Raw genomic sequence first — 16,665 nt, 5'->3', positions numbered from 1 at the left:
GCAATTCTTTCGCTACGGCGCGGCGCGAACGCGTCAGGCCGTATAAATCCCGCGATACCCGATGAACAGTTCCTCGAACACGAGGCGCGCGTTGAGCGGATGGTTCTCGACCGCGCGCTGACGCGTGACGGTCTTCATGTAACGTGCGAGCGCGGCGGAATCGGCGCTGTGCGCGCAGCGGGCGAGCGCTTTCGCGGCGCCGGGAAAATAGCGCGGCCGGCCCGCCGTGCGCTCCGCAAGCAAGTCGTAAAGCCAGCGCTGCAGCCAGCCGAGCACGAGCGGCACGGGCACTTTCTGCAGATTCTCCCCGCACGCGAAGGCGTCGCAATTCGGTCCGGCGGCCAGTTGCGCGAGCGTGAAGTCGCGCAAGGCGCGGTGCTCGTCGTTCGCCAGCGCAAGCGCGGCAAGCGGCGCGCCGCCTGCCTGCGCGAGCAGCCCCGCCGGATCGTCGACGCCCTGCGATGCGAGCCACGCGCTCGCTTCCGTCTGCGGCGGCACGCTCATCGGCCACTGCCGGCAGCGGCTGATGATGGTCGGCAACAGCCGGTCGACGCGCGCCGACACCAGCAGGAACACCACGCCCGAAGGCGGTTCCTCGAGCGTCTTCAGGAGCGCATTGGCCGCCGCGACATTGAGCGCCTCGGCCGGATACAGCAGCACGACCCGCAGGCCGCCCCGATGCGAGCCGACGCCGCAGAAATCCAGCAGCGCGCGCACCTGCTCGATCTTGATTTCCTTGCTGGGCGTGCGGGTTTTCTTGCCCTCGTCGCCGTCGGCTTTCTCGGCTGAGTCGGTGGCGTCGGCGCCTCCGGCCGCGAGCCCGGCGAGCGCTTCAGGCAGCACGGAACGGTAGTCGGGATGGTTGCCCTGCGAAAACCACAGGCATGCCGGACACGCGCCGCACGGCTCGTGGTTCGTCGTGGGCGCTTCGCAAAGAAGTCCCTTCGCCAGATGCTGCGCGAACTGAAGCTTGCCGATGCCGGCCTCTCCGTGCAGCAACAGCGCATGCGGCCAGTGCGCGCGCAAGTGCTGGAGACGTTGCCAGTCATCGGTCTGCCAAGGGTAAATCATCGATATTCTCAAGTAAAATCAGAGGCTTGAGACTACTTCTTCAAGTCTTTTGCGAATATCGCCGATCGCACGGGTCGAATCGACGATGACAAAGCGCTGCGGCGATTCCGCCGCACGGCGCAGATACTCGCTGCGCGTGCGCTCAAAAAAGGCGTCCGACTCGCTCTCGAACTTGTCCGGCGCGCGGGCCGCGGAGCGGCGCTCGCTCGCGGTGTCGGTCGGCACGTCGAAGAGTACGGTCAGATCGGGCTGGAAACCGCCCTGCACCCAGCGCTCCAGCGCTTCCAGCTTGTCGCGCGGCAGGCCGCGCCCGCCGCCCTGATACGCGAAGGTCGCGTCCGTGAAACGGTCGGACAGCACCCAGTCGCCATGCGAAAGTGCCGGTTCGATCACCTGCGCCAGATGCTCGCGGCGTGCGGCGAACATCAGCAGCGCTTCGGTTTCCAGATCCATCGGCTGATTGAGCAGGATGCCGCGCAGCGTTTCGCCGAGCGGCGTGCCGCCCGGTTCGCGTGTCATCACGACCTGATGTCCGCTCTTTTCGAGCTTCGCGGCGAGTTGCTGGCGGAACCAGTCGAGATGCGTGGTCTTGCCCGCGCCGTCGATACCTTCGAACGTGATGAACTTGCCGCGCGCCATTCATTGACCCCGGATGTATTTGTCGACGGCCTTGTTGTGGTCGCCCAGATTGTCGGAAAAGATGCTGCTGCCGTCGCCGCGCGACACGAAATACAGCGCGCCGCTCGCGGCGGGATTGAGCGTGGCGTTCAATGCGGCCACGCCGGGCAGCGCGATAGGCGTCGGCGGCAGGCCCATGCGCGTGTAGGTATTGTACGGAGTGTCCGTCTGCAGATCCTTTTTCTTCAGTTTGCCGCCGTAGGCCGGACCGAGGCCGTAGATCACGGTCGGATCGGTCTGCAGCGGCATGCCGATGCGCAGCCGGTTCGCGAACACCGCCGCGACGAGCGGCCGGTCCTGCGCGCGCCCCGTCTCCTTCTCGACGATCGACGCCATGATGAGCGCCTCGTAAGGCGTCTTGTAAGGCAGATTCTGCGCGCGCGTGTTCCACGCTTCGGTGAGGCGCGACTGCATCAGCCGGTATGCGCGCTTATAGATGGCGAGATCGCTCGTGTCTTTGTCGAAGAGATAGGTATCCGGGAAGAACAGCCCTTCGGCCGACGCCTTGTCGACCTCGGCCGCGCCGATCGCCCGCAGCAGGTCGGTGTCGGTCATGCCCGCCGTGTCGTGTTTGAGCGCCGGATTGCCGTCGAGTTCGCCGCGCATTTTCTGCAGCGTCCAGCCTTCGATGACGGTCGCGACATATTCGTTGACGTCGCCGCGTGCGATCTTCTCCAGCACCTCATAGGGCGTGATGCCGCTCTTGAAAGCGTAATTGCCGGACTTCAACTGTGAGGACAGGCCGAGCACGCGCGTCATCAGCACGAACAGCTCCGGTTCGACCGGCACGCCGCCGCGGTTCAACTGGGCGCTCACGCTGCGCAGGCTGCTGTGGGGCTTGATGGTGACGTCGAGTTCGGGCGTCGACAATTCCATGGGCCGGTTCGCCCACCAGTACACGCCGCCCGCGACGGCCGCCGCGAGCATCGCGGCGAGCACCGCCGCCACGACGCATTTCTTCAGAAAGGACATGCGAAACACGCTTGAGATAAGACCAATATAATAACTTGCCGCCTGCGTCAGAGTCGCTTTCGCCGACCCGAGCCCAAACGATAGGATTGACAGCCGACCACCTCATGAATTCCCACACCACAGCTCTCGCCGCCTCCGATTACGAATCCGTCAAGACCGCCGGCGCCTACATGCCGCTTACACAGTTCGGCGTGATCGACGTCAGGGGCGAGGACGCCGCCTCTTTCCTGCATAACCAGGTCACGAACGATGTCCAGCATCTCGATGCCTCCACCGCGCGCCTCGCGGGCTACTGCTCGCCGAAGGGCCGCCTGCTCGGCTCGTTCCTGATGTGGCGCACGGCGGACGCGGTGCGCCTCTTGATCGCGCGGGATGTGCAGGCCGCCGTGCAGAAACGCCTGTCGATGTTCGTGCTGCGCTCGAAGGCGAAACTCACCGACGCGACGCCCGAAGTGGCGGCGGTCGGCTTCGCCGGCGATGTGCGCGCAGCGCTTTCCGGCATCTTCGATGCGCTTCCCGACGGCGTGCACGTCAAGGTGGAAGGCCCGCATGGCTCGTTGATCCGCGTGCCGGACGCGGCGCATCGTCCGCGCTTTCTGTGGGTCGGCCCGAAAGCCGACGTCGAGGCGCAACTCGCGAAACTCGATGAAAAACTGCAACGCGCGCCCGAAACGATGTGGGACTGGCTCGATATCCACGCGGGCGAGCCGCGCATCACGCACGCGACGGTCGAGCAGTTCGTCCCGCAGATGGTGAACTTCGACGTGCTCGGCGCGGTGAACTTCAGGAAGGGCTGCTATCCGGGACAGGAGATCGTCGCGCGCAGTCAGTATCGCGGCACGATCAAGCGGCGCACGGCGCTCGCACACGTCGGCAATCACATCGATACAGCCGTGCCCGGCGCCGAGCTCTTTCATTCCGACGATCCCGGCCAGCCGTGCGGACTCGTCGTCAACGTGGCGCCCGCGGAGAACGGCGGCGTCGACTGTCTGGTCGAGATCAAGCTCGCCGCGCTCGACAACGGCTCGGTGCACATCGGTTCCGCCGAGGGCCCGGCGCTCACCTTCGTGCCGCTGCCCTACGCGTTTCCCGTCGATGCCTGAGGCCGCGCGCGCATGTGTCTGATCGTCTTCGACTGGCAGCCCACGGCTTCGCACGACGATGGCCGCGCCTTGCTCACGCTCTCGGCCAACCGCGACGAATTCTTTCGCCGCGATGCCGAGCCGATGCACTGGTGGACGGATGCCCCCGGCGTGCTCGCCGGCCGCGATCTGACGGGCGGCGGAACCTGGCTCGGCGTCTCGCGCGATGGCCGCTTCGCCGCGCTGACGAACTATCGCGCGCCGGATGACGTGAAGCCGAACGCACCGACGCGCGGCACGCTCGTGAGCGCGTTTCTCGCGGGCGAGCGCATCGCGCCGCTCGACTATCTGCGCGGCGTGGCGCAAGAAGGACATCGCTATAACGGCTTCAATCTGCTTTGCGGAGACTTCACGCGCCGCGAACTCGGCTGGTACGGCAATCGCGCCGACGCGCCGCCCGCGCTGCTGGACGCAGGCGTGCACGGTCTATCCAACAGTCTCTTGAACACGCCGTGGCCGAAGCTCGTCGCGCAGCGCGAAGCGTTGTGCGATCTGATTCATGCCGATGAGCGTCCGTCGCTCGATGTGCTCATCGAGACCTTGCGCGATCCGCGCATCGCGAACGACGAGCATCTGCCGTCGACAGGGATTTCGATCGAGCGTGAGCGCGTGCTGTCGGCGGCGTTCATCGAAACGCCGGAGTATGGGACGCGCAGCACGACCGCGCTGCGCGTGAGTCCGTCGGCGCGAGGGTTGTCGCTGGACATCAAGGAGCGCAGCGACGATGACGGTTCGCATCGCATCGTGCGGCCGGGAGCGTTCGAGCGGGCGTTTGCGTTCGGGATTGCGTGATCAGCGTTTTCGTAGCGCCAGGCACAAGGACGCGAAGATGACCAGCAGCGCGAAAGCATCGACCGCCGCGAGCACGGGTAGCGGATCGGTCCATTTGTCCATGTTCGTCGTGCGCGCGTAATACGGCGGCCCGTCGCCGTACGCTTCGTTCAGGTTGAGCAGGTTGAATGCGCCGACGAGCGCCGCGATCACGAGCAAGGCGGCGTAAATCGAACAGCGCAACGTTCTGATATGCACAGGAAAACCGGATCGAATGGCAAGGGCCGCCATTTAACGATCCAGCGCGGATTCTGTGCAGGGGAGAGTTCGGATTTTCGTCTGCCTTCCGGCAACTACACCCGGTCGAACGCCGCCCGCAACGCCCTCACCGCATCCGCATGCGCCTCGGCGACTTCCGGCACGAAGCCGCCCATCTTGAAGAACTCGTGAATCATGCCTTCGTAGCGCACGAGCGTGACCGGCACGCCCGCTTCTTCCAGCCGGGCGGCGAACGCGATGTCCTCGTCATAGAGCGGATCGTGATCCGCCGCCGCGATCCACGCTGGCGCGACGCCCTTGAACTCGGGCACGCCGCCCGCCGCGTCGAGCGGTGCGAAGCGCCAGTCGTCGCGGTCGCGGTCATCGCGCAGATATTGCGCGAAGAACCACTGGATCGTTTCGCCCGACAGCAAATATCCTTCCGCGAGCCGCGCATGCGATGCGCTCTTCTGCCACGCGCTCGTGCCCGGATAGATCAGCAGTTGCAGCCGCAAGTCGATGCCCGCGTCGCGCGCGAGCACCGCGCACACGATCGCAAGCGTGCCGCCCGCGCTGTCGCCGCCGATCGCGAGCCGCGCCGGATCGATGCCGAGCGTCGGCGCTTCGCGCGCGAGCCATTGCAGCGCGTCGAATGCGTCGTTCGCCGCGACGGGAAACCGGTGCTCGGGCGCCAGCCGATAGTCCACCGATACCACCGCGCAGCCCGCGTCGTGCGCGAGCTTGCGGCACAGCGCGTCATGCGTCGCCACGCTGCCGACCGTGAAGCCGCCGCCATGCAGATACAGCAGCGCCGCTGAAGGCTCGGCCCAGCTCGGTTCGACCGGCTGATACACGCGCACGCCGATGCTCGCGCCATCGCGCGTCGGCACACGCAGGTCTTCGATGTTATGCATCGGCAGCGGCGCAATATCGAGAATCTGCGCGCTCATCGCGTAGGCTGCGCGCGCCTGTTGCGGTGTGAGCGTGTGATACGGCGGTCGATTGGCGCGCGCGACCATCTCCAGGATTTGCGCGATCTTCGGATTGAGCGGCATCGGCGGAAAAAGCGTCAAAGGGACACGATCATGCCATGAAGCACGGCCGCCTAGCGCGGCTGCTTCAGCGACATCGGATCGGTCGGATTGCGCAGTTGCGCGATATCGTCGAGCCGCAATTGCACTGACGGCATGATGTTCGGATGCGTGATGACATAGAAGCGCCGTTCGCGCACTGCGTCGAAGGTCAGTTCGGCGATATCGCGCGCCGAGAGCCTGCCGCCCTCCACCGCTCGGGTCAGTTGCCGCGCCGCGACCTTTTGCGACGCGGTATGGGGCGCCGCGTTGGCGAGTGCTTCGGGCCGCGAGCGTTCGGCATCCGCGATGCCGGTCGGCACGAACGCGGGACATAGCAGCGACACGCCGACCAGCGAAGCGCCCGCGAGCCGCAAGTCGTGATGCAGCGTCTCCGTCAACGCGACGACGGCGTGCTTCGACGCGTTGTACACGCCCATCGCGGGCGCGGCGAGCAGGCCCGCCACCGACGCCGTGTTGACGATATGGGCCGGCTCGTTCTGTTTCAGCATGATCGGCACGAACGCGCGCAAGCCGTTGGCGACGCCCATCACGTTCACGCCGAAGACCCACTGCCAGTCGTTCGCGCTGTTTTCCCAGACGAAGCCGCCCGCGCCGACGCCCGCGTTGTTGAAGAGCAGATGCGCGCCGCCGTAGGTATCGAGCGATGCTTGCGCGAGCGCTTCGACCTGCGCGGCGTCCGACACGTCGGTGGTGACGCCGATCGCATCGCCGCCCTGCGCGCGCACCGCTTCGACGGTCGCGGAGAGTCCGGCGGTGTCGAGATCGGCGAGCACGAGTTTCATGCCGAGCGCCGCGCCTTTCTTCGCGAACTCGCGACCGAATCCGCTGCCCGCGCCGGTGATGACGGCAACCTTGCCTTCGAAGCGATCCACGTGGCGTTCCTTCGTTATCAGACGAGCTTCACCAGTTGCTTGCCGAAGTTCTTCCCGCGCAAGAGGCCGAGGAACGCCTCGGGCGCATTCTCGAGCCCTTCGGCGATGCTCTCGCGAAAATGCAGCTTCTTCGAGACGACGCGCTCGCTTAGTTCCTTCAGCGCCTGCGGCCAGATATCCAGATGCTCGTAGACGATGAAGCCCTGCAGCTTGAGCCGCTGCGTGAGAATGAGCCGGGGCGCGTCCATCGGCAGCGGTTTGCCGTCGTAGCCCGAGATCATGCCGCACACCGCGACGCGTCCGAACGCGTTCATGCGGGCGAGCACCGCATTGAGCACTTCGCCGCCGACATTCTCGAAGTAGCCATCGACGCCATGGGGCGTCGCGGCCTTCAGATCCTCGTACAGCTTGCCCGCCTTGTAGTCCACGCACGCATCGAAACCGAGCGTCTCGACGACATAGCGGCACTTGTCCGCCCCGCCCGCGATGCCCACCGCGCGGCAGCCCGCCGCCTTCGCCAGTTGCCCGACGACGCTGCCCACCGCGCCGCTCGCCGCCGACACGACGACCGTCTCGCCCGCCTTCGGCTCGATGATGCCGTTCAGGCCGTACCACGCCGTGACGCCCGGCATGCCGAGCGCGCCGAGATACGCGGACAGCGGCACTTGCGACGTATCGACCTTGTTCAGCCCCTTGCCATCCGAGGTGCCGTATTCCTGCCAGCCGAGCACGCCGACGACGCTATCGCCCGTCTTGAACGCCGGATTGCGCGATTCGGTCACGACGCCCACCGTGCCGCCGATCATCACCTCGTTGAGCGGTTGCGGCGCGGCGTACGATTTTGCATCGTCCATGCGGCCGCGCATGTACGGATCGAGCGAAAGATAGTGATTGCGCACGCGCACTTCGCCGTCCTGAAGCGGCGCGAGCGGCGTTTCGACCAGCCTGAAGTTCGACACCGACGCCTCGCCTTGCGGGCGCGACACGAGCCATATCTGGCGATTGATCTGTGCATCTGCCATGCGAATTCTCCTTCGCGTGAGGTTCAGGCGTCGCTCGGTCCCGGCGTCGCCTTCGGATCGGAACGCATCTTCTGCCGGACGATGTCGCGCCCGACCGCGAGCCGCTTCATATACTTGAACGTGCCAAGCGCCTTCGCGACGAAATGCCCTTCGCTGTCGCGGATCTCGCCTTCGCAATAGGCCATCGTGGTCGAGCGATGCAGCACGCGGCCGTAGCCACGCAGTTCGCCGCGCCCCGGCTGCATGAAGTTGACTTTCATCTCGACGGTGACGACGCCGATGCCATCGCCCGCGACGCTGCGCGCGGCGAGCGCGAGCGCGGCGTCGAGCATCGTCATCGTGACGCCGCCATGCGCGATGCCCCATGTGTTCAGGTGCGTTTCCTGAAGCGGCATGCGTACTTCGCTTTCGCCGTCGGTGGCCTTGACGAGTTGCACGCCGAGCGCGTCGATGAACGGACTTTCGATGGAGACGTTGCTCGCCGGGTTATCGGAGGAAGACATCGCGCTCACACTTCGTAGTCGACGCATTGACGCTCTTCGCGCACCGTCGCGACGAATTCCTTCAGCGCCAGATGCTTCGGATGAACCTGATAGGCTTCGAGCGCGGCTTTGTCGTCGAAGTCGGACACGAGCACGACGTCATACGTGCAATCGAAACCCGGCTGCGCGGTACCGACTTCGAAATGCCCTTGCCCCTTCACGATGCTGCGGCAGGTTTCGAGTTTCGCCTTCAGCTTTTGAGCATTCTCGGCGCGGCTCGCGCCCTCGGCGTTTTCCTTCAGCTTCCACATGACGATGTGACGTAGCACGGCGACTCCTGTTTTCGAACGAGAACTGAAGCGTAGCAAAAATCGCCGTGCGCCGAGGAACGCGCAACCGTCACACGATTTCGAACAAGCCCGCTGCGCCCTGGCCGCCGCCGATGCACATCGTGACCACGACGAACTTCGCGCCGCGCCGCTTGCCTTCGATGAGCGCATGCCCCGTCAAACGCGCGCCCGACACGCCATACGGATGCCCGACCGCGATCGCGCCGCCGTTCACGTTCAGGCGCTCGTCGGGAATGCCCAGCGTGTCGCGGCAGTGGAGCACCTGCACGGCGAAGGCTTCGTTCAATTCCCACAGGCCGATATCGTCGACGGACAGGCCCGCACGCTGCAACAGCTTCGGCACCGCGAACACCGGACCGATGCCCATTTCGTCCGGCTCGCAGCCCGCGACCGCGAAGCCGCGGAAGATGCCGAGCGGAGCAAGCCCTTCTTTCTCGGCGAGCGCCGCGCTCATCACGACGCACGCCGATGCACCATCGGAGAACTGGCTCGCGTTGCCCGCCGTGACGACGCCGCCCGGCAGCGCGGTGCGGATGTTCGATACGCCTTCGAGCGTCGTGTCGGCGCGGATGCCTTCGTCGGCGGCGAGCGTCACTTCCTTCGTGAACATGCGCCCCGTCGCTTTGTCCGCGATGCCGGCGAGCACGGTGATCGGCACGATTTCATCGGCGAATCTGCCCGCCGCCTGCGCCGCCGCCGCGCGCTGTTGCGAACGCACGCCGTATTCGTCCTGCCGCGCTTTCGATATCTCGTAGCGCTTCGCGACGTTCTCGGCGGTCTGCAGCATCGACCAGTAGATTTCGGGCTTGTGCTGGTTCAGCCAGCCATCGGTCAGCATGTGGCGGTTCATCTCGTTCTGCACGCACGAGATCGATTCGACGCCGCCCGCGACGTACACATCGCCCTCGCCCGCCATCACGCGCTGCGCGGCGAGCGCGATCGTCTGCAGGCCCGACGAGCAGAAGCGGTTCACCGTCATGCCCGGCACGGAAACCGGCAAGCCCGCGCGCAACGCGATCTGCCGCGCGATGTTCATGCCCGTCGCGCCTTCGGGATTCGCGCAGCCCATGATGACGTCCTCGACGCGCGCCGGATCGATGCCCGCGCGCTCGACGACGGCCTTCGTCACATGGCCGCCGAGCGTCGCGCCGTGGGTCATGTTGAGCGCGCCGCGCCACGATTTGGCGAGCGCGGTGCGCGCCGTCGCTACGATGACTGCATCGGTCATGTCGTCTCCCTTGCTTTCAATACGTCGTCCGAATTCACGCGTTGCACGCCGGCAGCGCGCATGTCGCGCCACGCCTGGTCGAGCGAGCCGTTGAGGTCGATGGCGCGGCACGCGTCCTCGATCACGATGACCTCGAAGCCCGCCGCGCGCGCATCGAGCGCGGACCACGCGACGCAATAGTCGGTCGCGAGTCCCGCGAGCCACACGCGCTTCGCACCGACATCGCGCAGATAGCCTTCGAGGCCCGTCGGCGTCGCGCGATCCGCTTCGATGAACGCCGAGTAGCTGTCGACGTGCTCGTGATGTCCCTTGCGAATCACGAGGCGCGCGTGGGGCACATGCAGATCGCGATGCAGCGTCGCGCCTTGCGTGTCCTGCACGCAATGCACCGGCCACAAGACCTGTTCGCCGTAGGGCAGCGTCATCATCTCGAACGGCTGGCGGCCCGCGTGATTCGCGGCGAACGAGACGTGCGAGCGCGGATGCCAGTCCTGCGTCAGCACGACGTGCGAGAACGCGCGCGCGAGCCGGTTGACGACCGGCACGACTTCATCGCCGCGTGCGACGGCGAGCGCGCCGCCCGGCATGAAGTCGTATTGCACATCGACGACGAGGAATACATCTTCAACGGGTTTCGTCTCAGTCATTGAAGCGTCCATTCGATTGCGCGAGTTCGATCACGCGCGCGGCAGGCTGCCACGCTTCGCCGTTGGCCTGCTTCGCGTACTTGCGCATCGCGCGCTCCACGTTGTAGAGGCCGATGGTGTCCGCGTAGAGCATCGGACCGCCGCGCCAGAGCGGAAAGCCATAGCCCGTCAGATAGACCATGTCGATATCCGACGCCTTGCCGGCGATACCTTCGTCGAGAATCTTCGCGCCTTCGTTGACGAGCGCGAGCACGAGACGCTCGACGATCTCTTCATCGCCGATCCTGCGCCGCTCGATGCCCTGCTCCTTCGAATACGCGACGATCATTTCATCGACGTGTTTCGACGGCGCCGCATCGCGCTTGCCCGGCTGATAGTCGTACCAGCCCGCGCCGGTCTTCTGTCCGAAGCGGCCCGTTTCGCAGAGACGATCCGCGACGCGCGAGTAATGCAGATCCGGCTGCTCGCGATAGCGGCGCTTCCGGATCGCCCAGCCGATGTCGTTGCCCGCGAGATCGCTCATGCGAAACGGGCCCATCGCGAAGCCGAAGGTTTCGATCGCGCGATCGATCTGCGCGGGCAACGCGCCCTCTTCGAGCATGAAGAGCGCCTGCCGGATGTACTGCTCGATCATGCGATTGCCGATGAAGCCATCGCACACGCCCGACACCACCGCCGTCTTTTTGATTTTCTTTGCGAGCTGCATGACGGTCGCGAGCACGTCCTTCTCGGTCTTCGCGCCGCGCACGACTTCGAGCAGCTTCATCACGTTCGCGGGGCTGAAGAAGTGCATGCCGATCACATCGCCGGGGCGCTTCGTGAAGGCAGCGATGCGGTTCAGATCGAGCGTCGACGTATTCGATGCGAGGATCGCGCCCGGCTTCGCGACGTCATCGAGCTGGCGGAACACCTGTTCCTTCACGCTCAGTTCTTCGAACACGGCTTCGATGATGAGGTCCGCGTGCGCGAGGTCGGCATAGGCAAGCGTCGGCTGAATCAGCGCGATGCGCGTTTCGACCTGCTCCTGCGTGAGCTTGCCTTTCTTCACTTGCGCTTCGTAGTTGCGGCGAATCGTGGCGATGCCGCGATCGAGCGCGTCCTGCTTCGTTTCTAGCAGCGTGACGGGCAGCCCCGCGTTGAGGAAGTTCATCGCGATGCCGCCGCCCATCGTGCCCGCGCCGATCACGCCGATGCGTTCGATCTTCCTGACGGGCGTATTCGACGGCACATCGGCGATCTTGGCCGCCGCGCGCTCGCCGAAGAACGCATGCCGCAGCGCGCGGCTTTCGGGCGTCTGCACGAGCGCGAGAAAGCACTCGCGCTCGAATGCGAGGCCGCGCTCGAAGCCTTCCTTCACGCCCTTTTCGACGGCGTCGATGCACTTGTGCGGCGCCGGGAAATGCTTCGCGACCGCCGCGACGCCGTTCCTCGCGAACTGGATGAAGCCTTCGGCATTCGGATGTTCGATCTTGCGATCACGCACCTTCGGATGAGGACCGCCGCGATCGGCGACGCGCTTTGCGAACGACAGCGCGTGCTCCAGCAGATCGCCTTCGGCGAGTTCGTCGAAGAGCGCGGTTTGCGCGAGCTTCTCGGACAGCACCGGCGTGCCGGACACGATCATGTTCAGCGCCGTTTCCAGTCCGACGACGCGCGGCAGGCGCTGCGTTCCGCCCGCGCCGGGCAGCAAGCCGAGCTTCACTTCCGGCAGCGCGATCTGCGCGCCGGGCGCGGCGATGCGGTAATGCGCGCCGAGCGCGAGTTCGAGGCCGCCGCCCATCGCGACCGCGTGGATCGCCGCGATCACGGGCTTGGTGCTCGCTTCGAGCGCCTTGATCACGGTCATGAGCGTCGGTTCCTGCGTGGCTTTCGGCGTATTGAATTCGGTGATGTCCGCACCGCCCGAAAACGCCTTGCCCGCGCCGATGATGACGATGGCGCGCACCTGCTCATCATCGTTTGCGCGCCCGATGCCTTCGACGATGCCAAGGCGCGTCGAATGCCCGAGCCCGTTGACGGGCGGATTGTCGAGCGTAAGAACGGCGACATCGCCGCGTATCGCGTAATCCACTGCCATGAAGGTGTCTCCTTGTCGGCTGGATACAGATTCAATTGTCGGTGATGGCCGCAGAATACACAAAAAAGCACGATCGTTCAATTGAAGAATTCGCGCTCGTCGTGGGTGCTGGAATAGCAGAAAGCCCCGGCTCCGCTCGCGCGGACCGGGGCGTTGAAAAGGCTATTGGCGTTAAACGGGATTCTCTGCCGCGCCCGGCAGCACGTAATCGCGAAACTGCTCGCGCAGCCGCACTTTTTGCAGCTTGCCAGTTGCGGTATGCGGCAATTCCTGCGCGAACACGACATCGTCCGGAATCCACCACTTCGCGACCTTGCCCTCGAAATGCGCGAGCAGTTCCTCGCGCGTCACGGTCGCGCCCGGCTTCAGTACCGCGACGATCAGCGGCCGCTCCGTCCACTTCGGATGCGAGCACGCGATGCACGCCGCTTCCGCCACCTGCGGATGCGACACCGCGACGTTCTCCAGATCGATCGAGCTGATCCATTCGCCGCCGGACTTGATCACGTCCTTGCTGCGGTCGGTGATGTGCATGAAGCCATCCTGATCAATGGTGGCGACATCGCCGGTCGGGAACCAGCCATCGATGAGCGGCGAGTCGTCGCGACGGAAATAGCGGTCGATGACCCACGGTCCGCGCACATGCAGATCGCCGAAGGACTGGCCGTCCCACGGGAGTTCGCGGCCGTCGTCGCCGACCACTTTCATGTCGACGCCGCAGATCGCGTGGCCCTGCTTTTCCAGCGACTGGCGCTGCGCTTCGAGTGGGCGCTGCTTCTGCTTGAAACTCAGGCGCGAGAGCGTGCCGAGCGGCGACATTTCCGTCATGCCCCACGCGTGGATCACCTGCACGCCGTAGTCTTCCTCGAAGGTGCGCAGCATCGCGGGCGGGCACGCCGAGCCGCCGATCACCGTGCGCCTGAGCGTCGAGAAGCGCACGTTCTGCTGTTTCATGTGGGCGAGCAGGCCCATCCAGACTGTCGGCACGCCGGCCGAATACGTGACGCCCTCCGCTTCCATCAATTCATAGAGCGACTTGCCGTCGAGGTCCTTGCCGGGAAACACGAGCTTCGCGCCGACGAGCGGTCCAGCGTGCGGAATGCCCCATGCGTTGACATGGAACATCGGCACGACGGGAAGAATCGCATCGCTCGCCGATGCGCCCATCGCGTCGGGCAGCGCCGCGCCGTAGGCGTGCAGCACCGTCGATCGATGCGAATACAGCGCGCCCTTCGGATTGCCCGTCGTGCCCGACGTGTAGCAGAGAAACGAAGCCTGCCGTTCATCGAGCACCGGCCATTCGTAGTCGCCGTCCTGCTCGCCGATGAGGCTCTCGTAGCTCATCACCGGCACGCTCATGTTCGACAGATGCTCGCCGATGCACGCGGCGTCGCCGAGCGCGATCCAGCCTTTCACGTTCGGGCACTGCGGCGCGATCAGCTCGACGAGCGGGCCGAAGGTCATGTCGAAACAGACGTACGAATCGTCCGCGTGATCGATGATGAACGCGATCTGATCGGGAAAGAGACGCGGATTGATCGTGTGGCAGACCGCGCCCATGCCGCTCACGCCGTAATAGCACTCCAGATGCCGGTAGCCGTTCCACGCGAGCGTGCCGATGCGCTCGCCCTGTTCGACGCCGAGCGCGATCAGCGCCTGCGCGAGCTGCTTCGCGCGCTTTTCGCAATCGCGATAGGTATAACGGTGGATATCGCCTTCGATGCGGCGCGACACGATCTCGTTGTCGCCAAAGTGGCGCGAGGCATAAGACAGCAGGGACGACGCGAGCAACGGTACTTCCATCATCTGGCCGTAGAGCGGCGACGTCATAGGCAATGTCCTCGATGGGTTGGCGGCCGCGCTCCTGCAGGCCCGCGGACGCGGAATTACAATATCGTTTAACTCAGAGGCGCTCAATATGTCGTTTTCCCCAAGCAATGCCGTGCGCGCGGCGCGCGACGAGACGCCCGCCGATGCGCGCTCCGCGCGTTCCATGCGCGAAATTGCGAGCGCGGTCGAGGCCGGTTTGCCGGGCTCGTTCGCCGCGCTCGGCAGCGCTTTTCTCACGCGCCTTCCCGCCGCGCCAGTGCCCGATCCTTACCTCATCGGCCTGTCGCGGGAGATGGCCGAATCGCTCGGTTTCGATCCGGATATCGCCACCGGTCCTGAAAAGGATGAATTCGCAACGTACTTCGCCGGCAATCCGACGCGCGACTGGGCGAGCGACGCGCTGCCCGATGTGTTGCCTTATGCCGCCGTCTATTCGGGGCATCAGTTCGGCGTGTGGGCCGGCCAGTTGGGCGATGGCCGCGCGCTCACGCTCGGCGAAGTCCAGCACGACGGCGCGCGCGTCGAAGTGCAACTGAAGGGCGCGGGCCGCACGCCCTATTCGCGCATGGGCGATGGCCGCGCGGTGCTGCGCTCGTCGATCCGCGAGTTCCTGTGTTCGGAAGCGATGCATCATCTCGGCATCCCGACGACGCGCGCGCTTGCCGTCATCGGCTCGGATCTGCCGGTGCGCCGCGAGACCATCGAAACGGCGGCGATCGTCACGCGCGTATCGCCGAGCTTCGTGCGCTTCGGCCACTTCGAGCATTTCTACGCGAACGATCGCATCGACGATCTGCGCAAGCTCGCCGATCACGTCATCGACCGTTTCTATCCGCATTGCAGGGAGCAGGACGATCCCTACCTCGCGCTGCTCGATGAAGCCGTGCGCTCCACGGCCGATCTGATGCCGCAATGGCAAGGCGTAGGCTTCTGCCACGGCGTGATGAACACCGACAACATGTCGATCCTCGGCCTCACGATCGACTATGGCCCGTTCGGCTTCATGGACGCGTTCAACGCGCATCACATCTGCAATCATTCGGATACGCAGGGACGCTATGCGTATGGCCGCCAGCCGCAGGTCGCGTACTGGAACCTCTTTTGTCTCGCGCAGGCGCTCGTGCCGCTCTTCGGTGAAAACCTGCCGGAAGAAGGCCGCGCCGAGCGCGTGGTCGAAGAGGCGCAGAAGGTGATGGAGCGCTACAAGGAACGTTTCGCGCCCGCGCTCGTCGCGAAAATGCGCGCGAAGCTCGGCCTCGATATCGAGCGCGAAGGCGACGACAAGCTCGCCAACGGGCTCTTCGAAATCATGCACGCGAATCGCGCAGACTTCACGCTCACGTTCCGGAACTTGTCGAAGCTCTCGAAATCCGACGCGAGTCACGATGCGCCCGTGCGCGACCTGTTCCTCGACCGCGCCGCGTTCGATGCGTGGGCCGCGCAGTATCGCGAACGGCTCTCGCACGAGCCGCGCGACGACGCCGCGCGCGCCGAGGCGATGAATCGCGTGAATCCGAAATACGTGCTGCGCAATCATCTGGCGGAACAGGCGATCCGTCAGGCGAACGAGAAGGACTTTTCGGAAGTCGCGCGCCTCTTGGACGTGCTGCGCCATCCGTACGACGAACAGCCCCAGTACGAGGCCTATGCCGGCCTGCCGCCGGACTGGGCGGGCGATCTCGAAGTCAGTTGTTCTTCTTAGGATCGCCCTCATATACAGGGCCTTGCGGCCACATCAAAGGAACGACAGATGAGCAGAGAAGACACCCCGACGAGCTATCCGCTGCAAAAGGACGACGCCACTTATCGCCGCGAACTCGACGACATGCAGTATCAGGTCACGCGCCACGCGGTGACCGAGCGGCCGTTCACCGGCAAATACTGGGATCACGACGAGCGCGGCGTCTATGACTGCGTGTGCTGCGGCACGCCGCTGTTCGAGTCCGCCACGAAATTCGACGCCGGCTGCGGCTGGCCGAGCTACTTCAAGCCGATCAACGGCGAAGTGATTCAGGAGAAAACGGACCGCACGCACGGCATGCTGCGCATCGAAGTGCTGTGCAAGAATTGCGGCGCGCATCTCGGCCACGTATTCGAGGACGGCCCCGCGCCGACCGGTTTGCGGTATTGCATCAACTCGGCTGCGCTACAATTCGAACCCAAGTAAGCGC

Annotated in this window: 17 protein-coding genes; 4 read left to right on the top strand and 13 right to left on the bottom strand. The window is 65.1% G+C overall.

Features of this window, described 5'->3' with window-relative positions:
* Positions 1–33 precede the first annotated feature (33 nt).
* The 3 genes from BTHE68_RS06365 to mltG are packed head-to-tail and all read right to left on the bottom strand — an operon-like array spanning position 34 to position 2,721.
* Complete coding sequence (locus BTHE68_RS06365; protein ID WP_162065616.1) at positions 34–1,071, bottom strand: DNA polymerase III subunit delta'; 1,038 nt, start codon at positions 1,069–1,071, stop codon at positions 34–36.
* An 18-nt stretch (positions 1,072–1,089) separates the two neighbouring features.
* Positions 1,090–1,710: a dTMP kinase gene (gene tmk, locus BTHE68_RS06360; protein WP_162065615.1), complete on the bottom strand. Its 621-nt coding sequence runs from the start codon at positions 1,708–1,710 to the stop codon at positions 1,090–1,092.
* Complete coding sequence (gene mltG, locus BTHE68_RS06355) at positions 1,711–2,721, bottom strand: endolytic transglycosylase MltG (RefSeq protein WP_162065614.1); 1,011 nt, start codon at positions 2,719–2,721, stop codon at positions 1,711–1,713.
* A 104-nt stretch (positions 2,722–2,825) separates the two neighbouring features.
* On the opposite strand from mltG, the gene ygfZ reads away from it, so the two are divergent.
* Together ygfZ and BTHE68_RS06345 are read left to right on the top strand one after the other, a co-directional pair.
* Positions 2,826–3,824 carry a CAF17-like 4Fe-4S cluster assembly/insertion protein YgfZ gene (ygfZ, locus tag BTHE68_RS06350; protein WP_162065613.1) on the top strand — a complete coding sequence of 333 codons (999 nt, stop codon included), beginning with the start codon at positions 2,826–2,828 and terminating at the stop codon, positions 3,822–3,824.
* A gap of 12 nt (positions 3,825–3,836) precedes the next feature.
* Positions 3,837–4,655, top strand: a complete 819-nt coding sequence (locus BTHE68_RS06345) for an NRDE family protein (RefSeq protein ID WP_162065612.1) — start codon at positions 3,837–3,839, stop codon at positions 4,653–4,655.
* On the opposite strand, the gene BTHE68_RS06340 is transcribed toward BTHE68_RS06345, so the two are convergent.
* The 10 genes from BTHE68_RS06340 to BTHE68_RS06295 all read right to left on the bottom strand — a co-directional run bounded on the left by BTHE68_RS06340 (position 4,656) and on the right by BTHE68_RS06295 (position 14,494).
* The gene (locus BTHE68_RS06340) at positions 4,656–4,892 is read right to left on the bottom strand and encodes a hypothetical protein (RefSeq protein WP_162065611.1); all 237 of its coding nucleotides are present in this window, start codon (positions 4,890–4,892) and stop codon (positions 4,656–4,658) included.
* 95 nt (positions 4,893–4,987) lie between these two features.
* Positions 4,988–5,947, bottom strand: coding sequence for an alpha/beta hydrolase (locus BTHE68_RS06335; RefSeq protein WP_162066803.1), 960 nt, complete (start codon positions 5,945–5,947; stop codon positions 4,988–4,990).
* Positions 5,948–5,997: 50 nt separating this feature from the next.
* On the bottom strand, positions 5,998–6,858 hold the full coding sequence (locus BTHE68_RS06330; protein WP_162065610.1) for an SDR family oxidoreductase: 861 nt from the start codon (positions 6,856–6,858) through the stop codon (positions 5,998–6,000).
* Between the two features lie 17 nt (positions 6,859–6,875).
* Complete coding sequence (locus tag BTHE68_RS06325; protein ID WP_162065609.1) at positions 6,876–7,880, bottom strand: NADP-dependent oxidoreductase; 1,005 nt, start codon at positions 7,878–7,880, stop codon at positions 6,876–6,878.
* Positions 7,881–7,903: 23 nt separating this feature from the next.
* Positions 7,904–8,383 (bottom strand): PaaI family thioesterase, encoded by a 480-nt coding sequence (locus BTHE68_RS06320; RefSeq protein WP_162065608.1) that lies wholly within the window; start codon positions 8,381–8,383, stop codon positions 7,904–7,906.
* A gap of 5 nt (positions 8,384–8,388) precedes the next feature.
* Entirely contained in the window at positions 8,389–8,691 is a 303-nt protein-coding gene (locus BTHE68_RS06315; RefSeq protein WP_162065607.1) for a Dabb family protein, read from the bottom strand.
* Positions 8,692–8,761: 70 nt separating this feature from the next.
* Positions 8,762–9,940: an acetyl-CoA C-acyltransferase gene (locus tag BTHE68_RS06310; protein WP_162065606.1), complete on the bottom strand. Its 1,179-nt coding sequence runs from the start codon at positions 9,938–9,940 to the stop codon at positions 8,762–8,764.
* Positions 9,937–10,587 (bottom strand): bifunctional nicotinamidase/pyrazinamidase, encoded by a 651-nt coding sequence (gene pncA / locus BTHE68_RS06305; RefSeq protein WP_162065605.1) that lies wholly within the window; start codon positions 10,585–10,587, stop codon positions 9,937–9,939. The genes BTHE68_RS06310 and pncA overlap by 4 nt, the downstream gene beginning before the upstream one ends.
* Positions 10,580–12,664, bottom strand: coding sequence for a 3-hydroxyacyl-CoA dehydrogenase NAD-binding domain-containing protein (locus BTHE68_RS06300; RefSeq protein ID WP_162065604.1), 2,085 nt, complete (start codon positions 12,662–12,664; stop codon positions 10,580–10,582). The genes pncA and BTHE68_RS06300 overlap by 8 nt, the downstream gene beginning before the upstream one ends.
* A 171-nt stretch (positions 12,665–12,835) precedes the next feature.
* Entirely contained in the window at positions 12,836–14,494 is a 1,659-nt protein-coding gene (locus BTHE68_RS06295; RefSeq protein WP_162065603.1) for a 3-(methylthio)propionyl-CoA ligase, read from the bottom strand.
* Between the two features lie 88 nt (positions 14,495–14,582).
* On the opposite strand from BTHE68_RS06295, the gene BTHE68_RS06290 reads away from it, so the two are divergent.
* Together BTHE68_RS06290 and msrB are read left to right on the top strand one after the other, a co-directional pair.
* The gene (locus tag BTHE68_RS06290) at positions 14,583–16,196 is read left to right on the top strand and encodes a protein adenylyltransferase SelO (RefSeq protein ID WP_162065602.1); all 1,614 of its coding nucleotides are present in this window, start codon (positions 14,583–14,585) and stop codon (positions 16,194–16,196) included.
* Between the two features lie 48 nt (positions 16,197–16,244).
* Positions 16,245–16,661, top strand: a complete 417-nt coding sequence (gene msrB / locus BTHE68_RS06285) for a peptide-methionine (R)-S-oxide reductase MsrB (RefSeq protein WP_162065601.1) — start codon at positions 16,245–16,247, stop codon at positions 16,659–16,661.
* Positions 16,662–16,665: the final 4 nt, after the last annotated feature.

It is taken from the genome of Burkholderia sp. THE68, from assembly GCF_009938265.1.
Classification (GTDB): Bacteria; Pseudomonadota; Gammaproteobacteria; order Burkholderiales; family Burkholderiaceae; genus Caballeronia.
The sequence above is the reverse complement of the archived record's forward strand: the minus strand, read 5'-3'. Positions and strand labels throughout refer to the sequence as shown.

What these genes read in the sequence shown, in the direction of transcription:
- mltG (WP_162065614.1), bottom strand. Translation starts at nt 2,721, where the DNA reads ATGTCCTTTCTGAAGAAATGCGTCGTGGCGGCGGTGCTCGCCGCGATG.
- BTHE68_RS06325 (WP_162065609.1), bottom strand. Translation starts at nt 7,880, where the DNA reads ATGGCAGATGCACAGATCAATCGCCAGATATGGCTCGTGTCGCGCCCG.
- BTHE68_RS06295 (WP_162065603.1), bottom strand. Translation starts at nt 14,494, where the DNA reads ATGACGTCGCCGCTCTACGGCCAGATGATGGAAGTACCGTTGCTCGCG.
- BTHE68_RS06320 (WP_162065608.1), bottom strand. Translation starts at nt 8,383, where the DNA reads ATGTCTTCCTCCGATAACCCGGCGAGCAACGTCTCCATCGAAAGTCCG.
- BTHE68_RS06335 (WP_162066803.1), bottom strand. Translation starts at nt 5,947, where the DNA reads ATGCCGCTCAATCCGAAGATCGCGCAAATCCTGGAGATGGTCGCGCGC.
- BTHE68_RS06300 (WP_162065604.1), bottom strand. Translation starts at nt 12,664, where the DNA reads ATGGCAGTGGATTACGCGATACGCGGCGATGTCGCCGTTCTTACGCTC.
- BTHE68_RS06365 (WP_162065616.1), bottom strand. Translation starts at nt 1,071, where the DNA reads ATGATTTACCCTTGGCAGACCGATGACTGGCAACGTCTCCAGCACTTG.
- BTHE68_RS06345 (WP_162065612.1), top strand. Translation starts at nt 3,837, where the DNA reads ATGTGTCTGATCGTCTTCGACTGGCAGCCCACGGCTTCGCACGACGAT.
- ygfZ (WP_162065613.1), top strand. Translation starts at nt 2,826, where the DNA reads ATGAATTCCCACACCACAGCTCTCGCCGCCTCCGATTACGAATCCGTC.
- pncA (WP_162065605.1), bottom strand. Translation starts at nt 10,587, where the DNA reads ATGACTGAGACGAAACCCGTTGAAGATGTATTCCTCGTCGTCGATGTG.
- BTHE68_RS06310 (WP_162065606.1), bottom strand. Translation starts at nt 9,940, where the DNA reads ATGACCGATGCAGTCATCGTAGCGACGGCGCGCACCGCGCTCGCCAAA.
- msrB (WP_162065601.1), top strand. Translation starts at nt 16,245, where the DNA reads ATGAGCAGAGAAGACACCCCGACGAGCTATCCGCTGCAAAAGGACGAC.
- tmk (WP_162065615.1), bottom strand. Translation starts at nt 1,710, where the DNA reads ATGGCGCGCGGCAAGTTCATCACGTTCGAAGGTATCGACGGCGCGGGC.
- BTHE68_RS06290 (WP_162065602.1), top strand. Translation starts at nt 14,583, where the DNA reads ATGTCGTTTTCCCCAAGCAATGCCGTGCGCGCGGCGCGCGACGAGACG.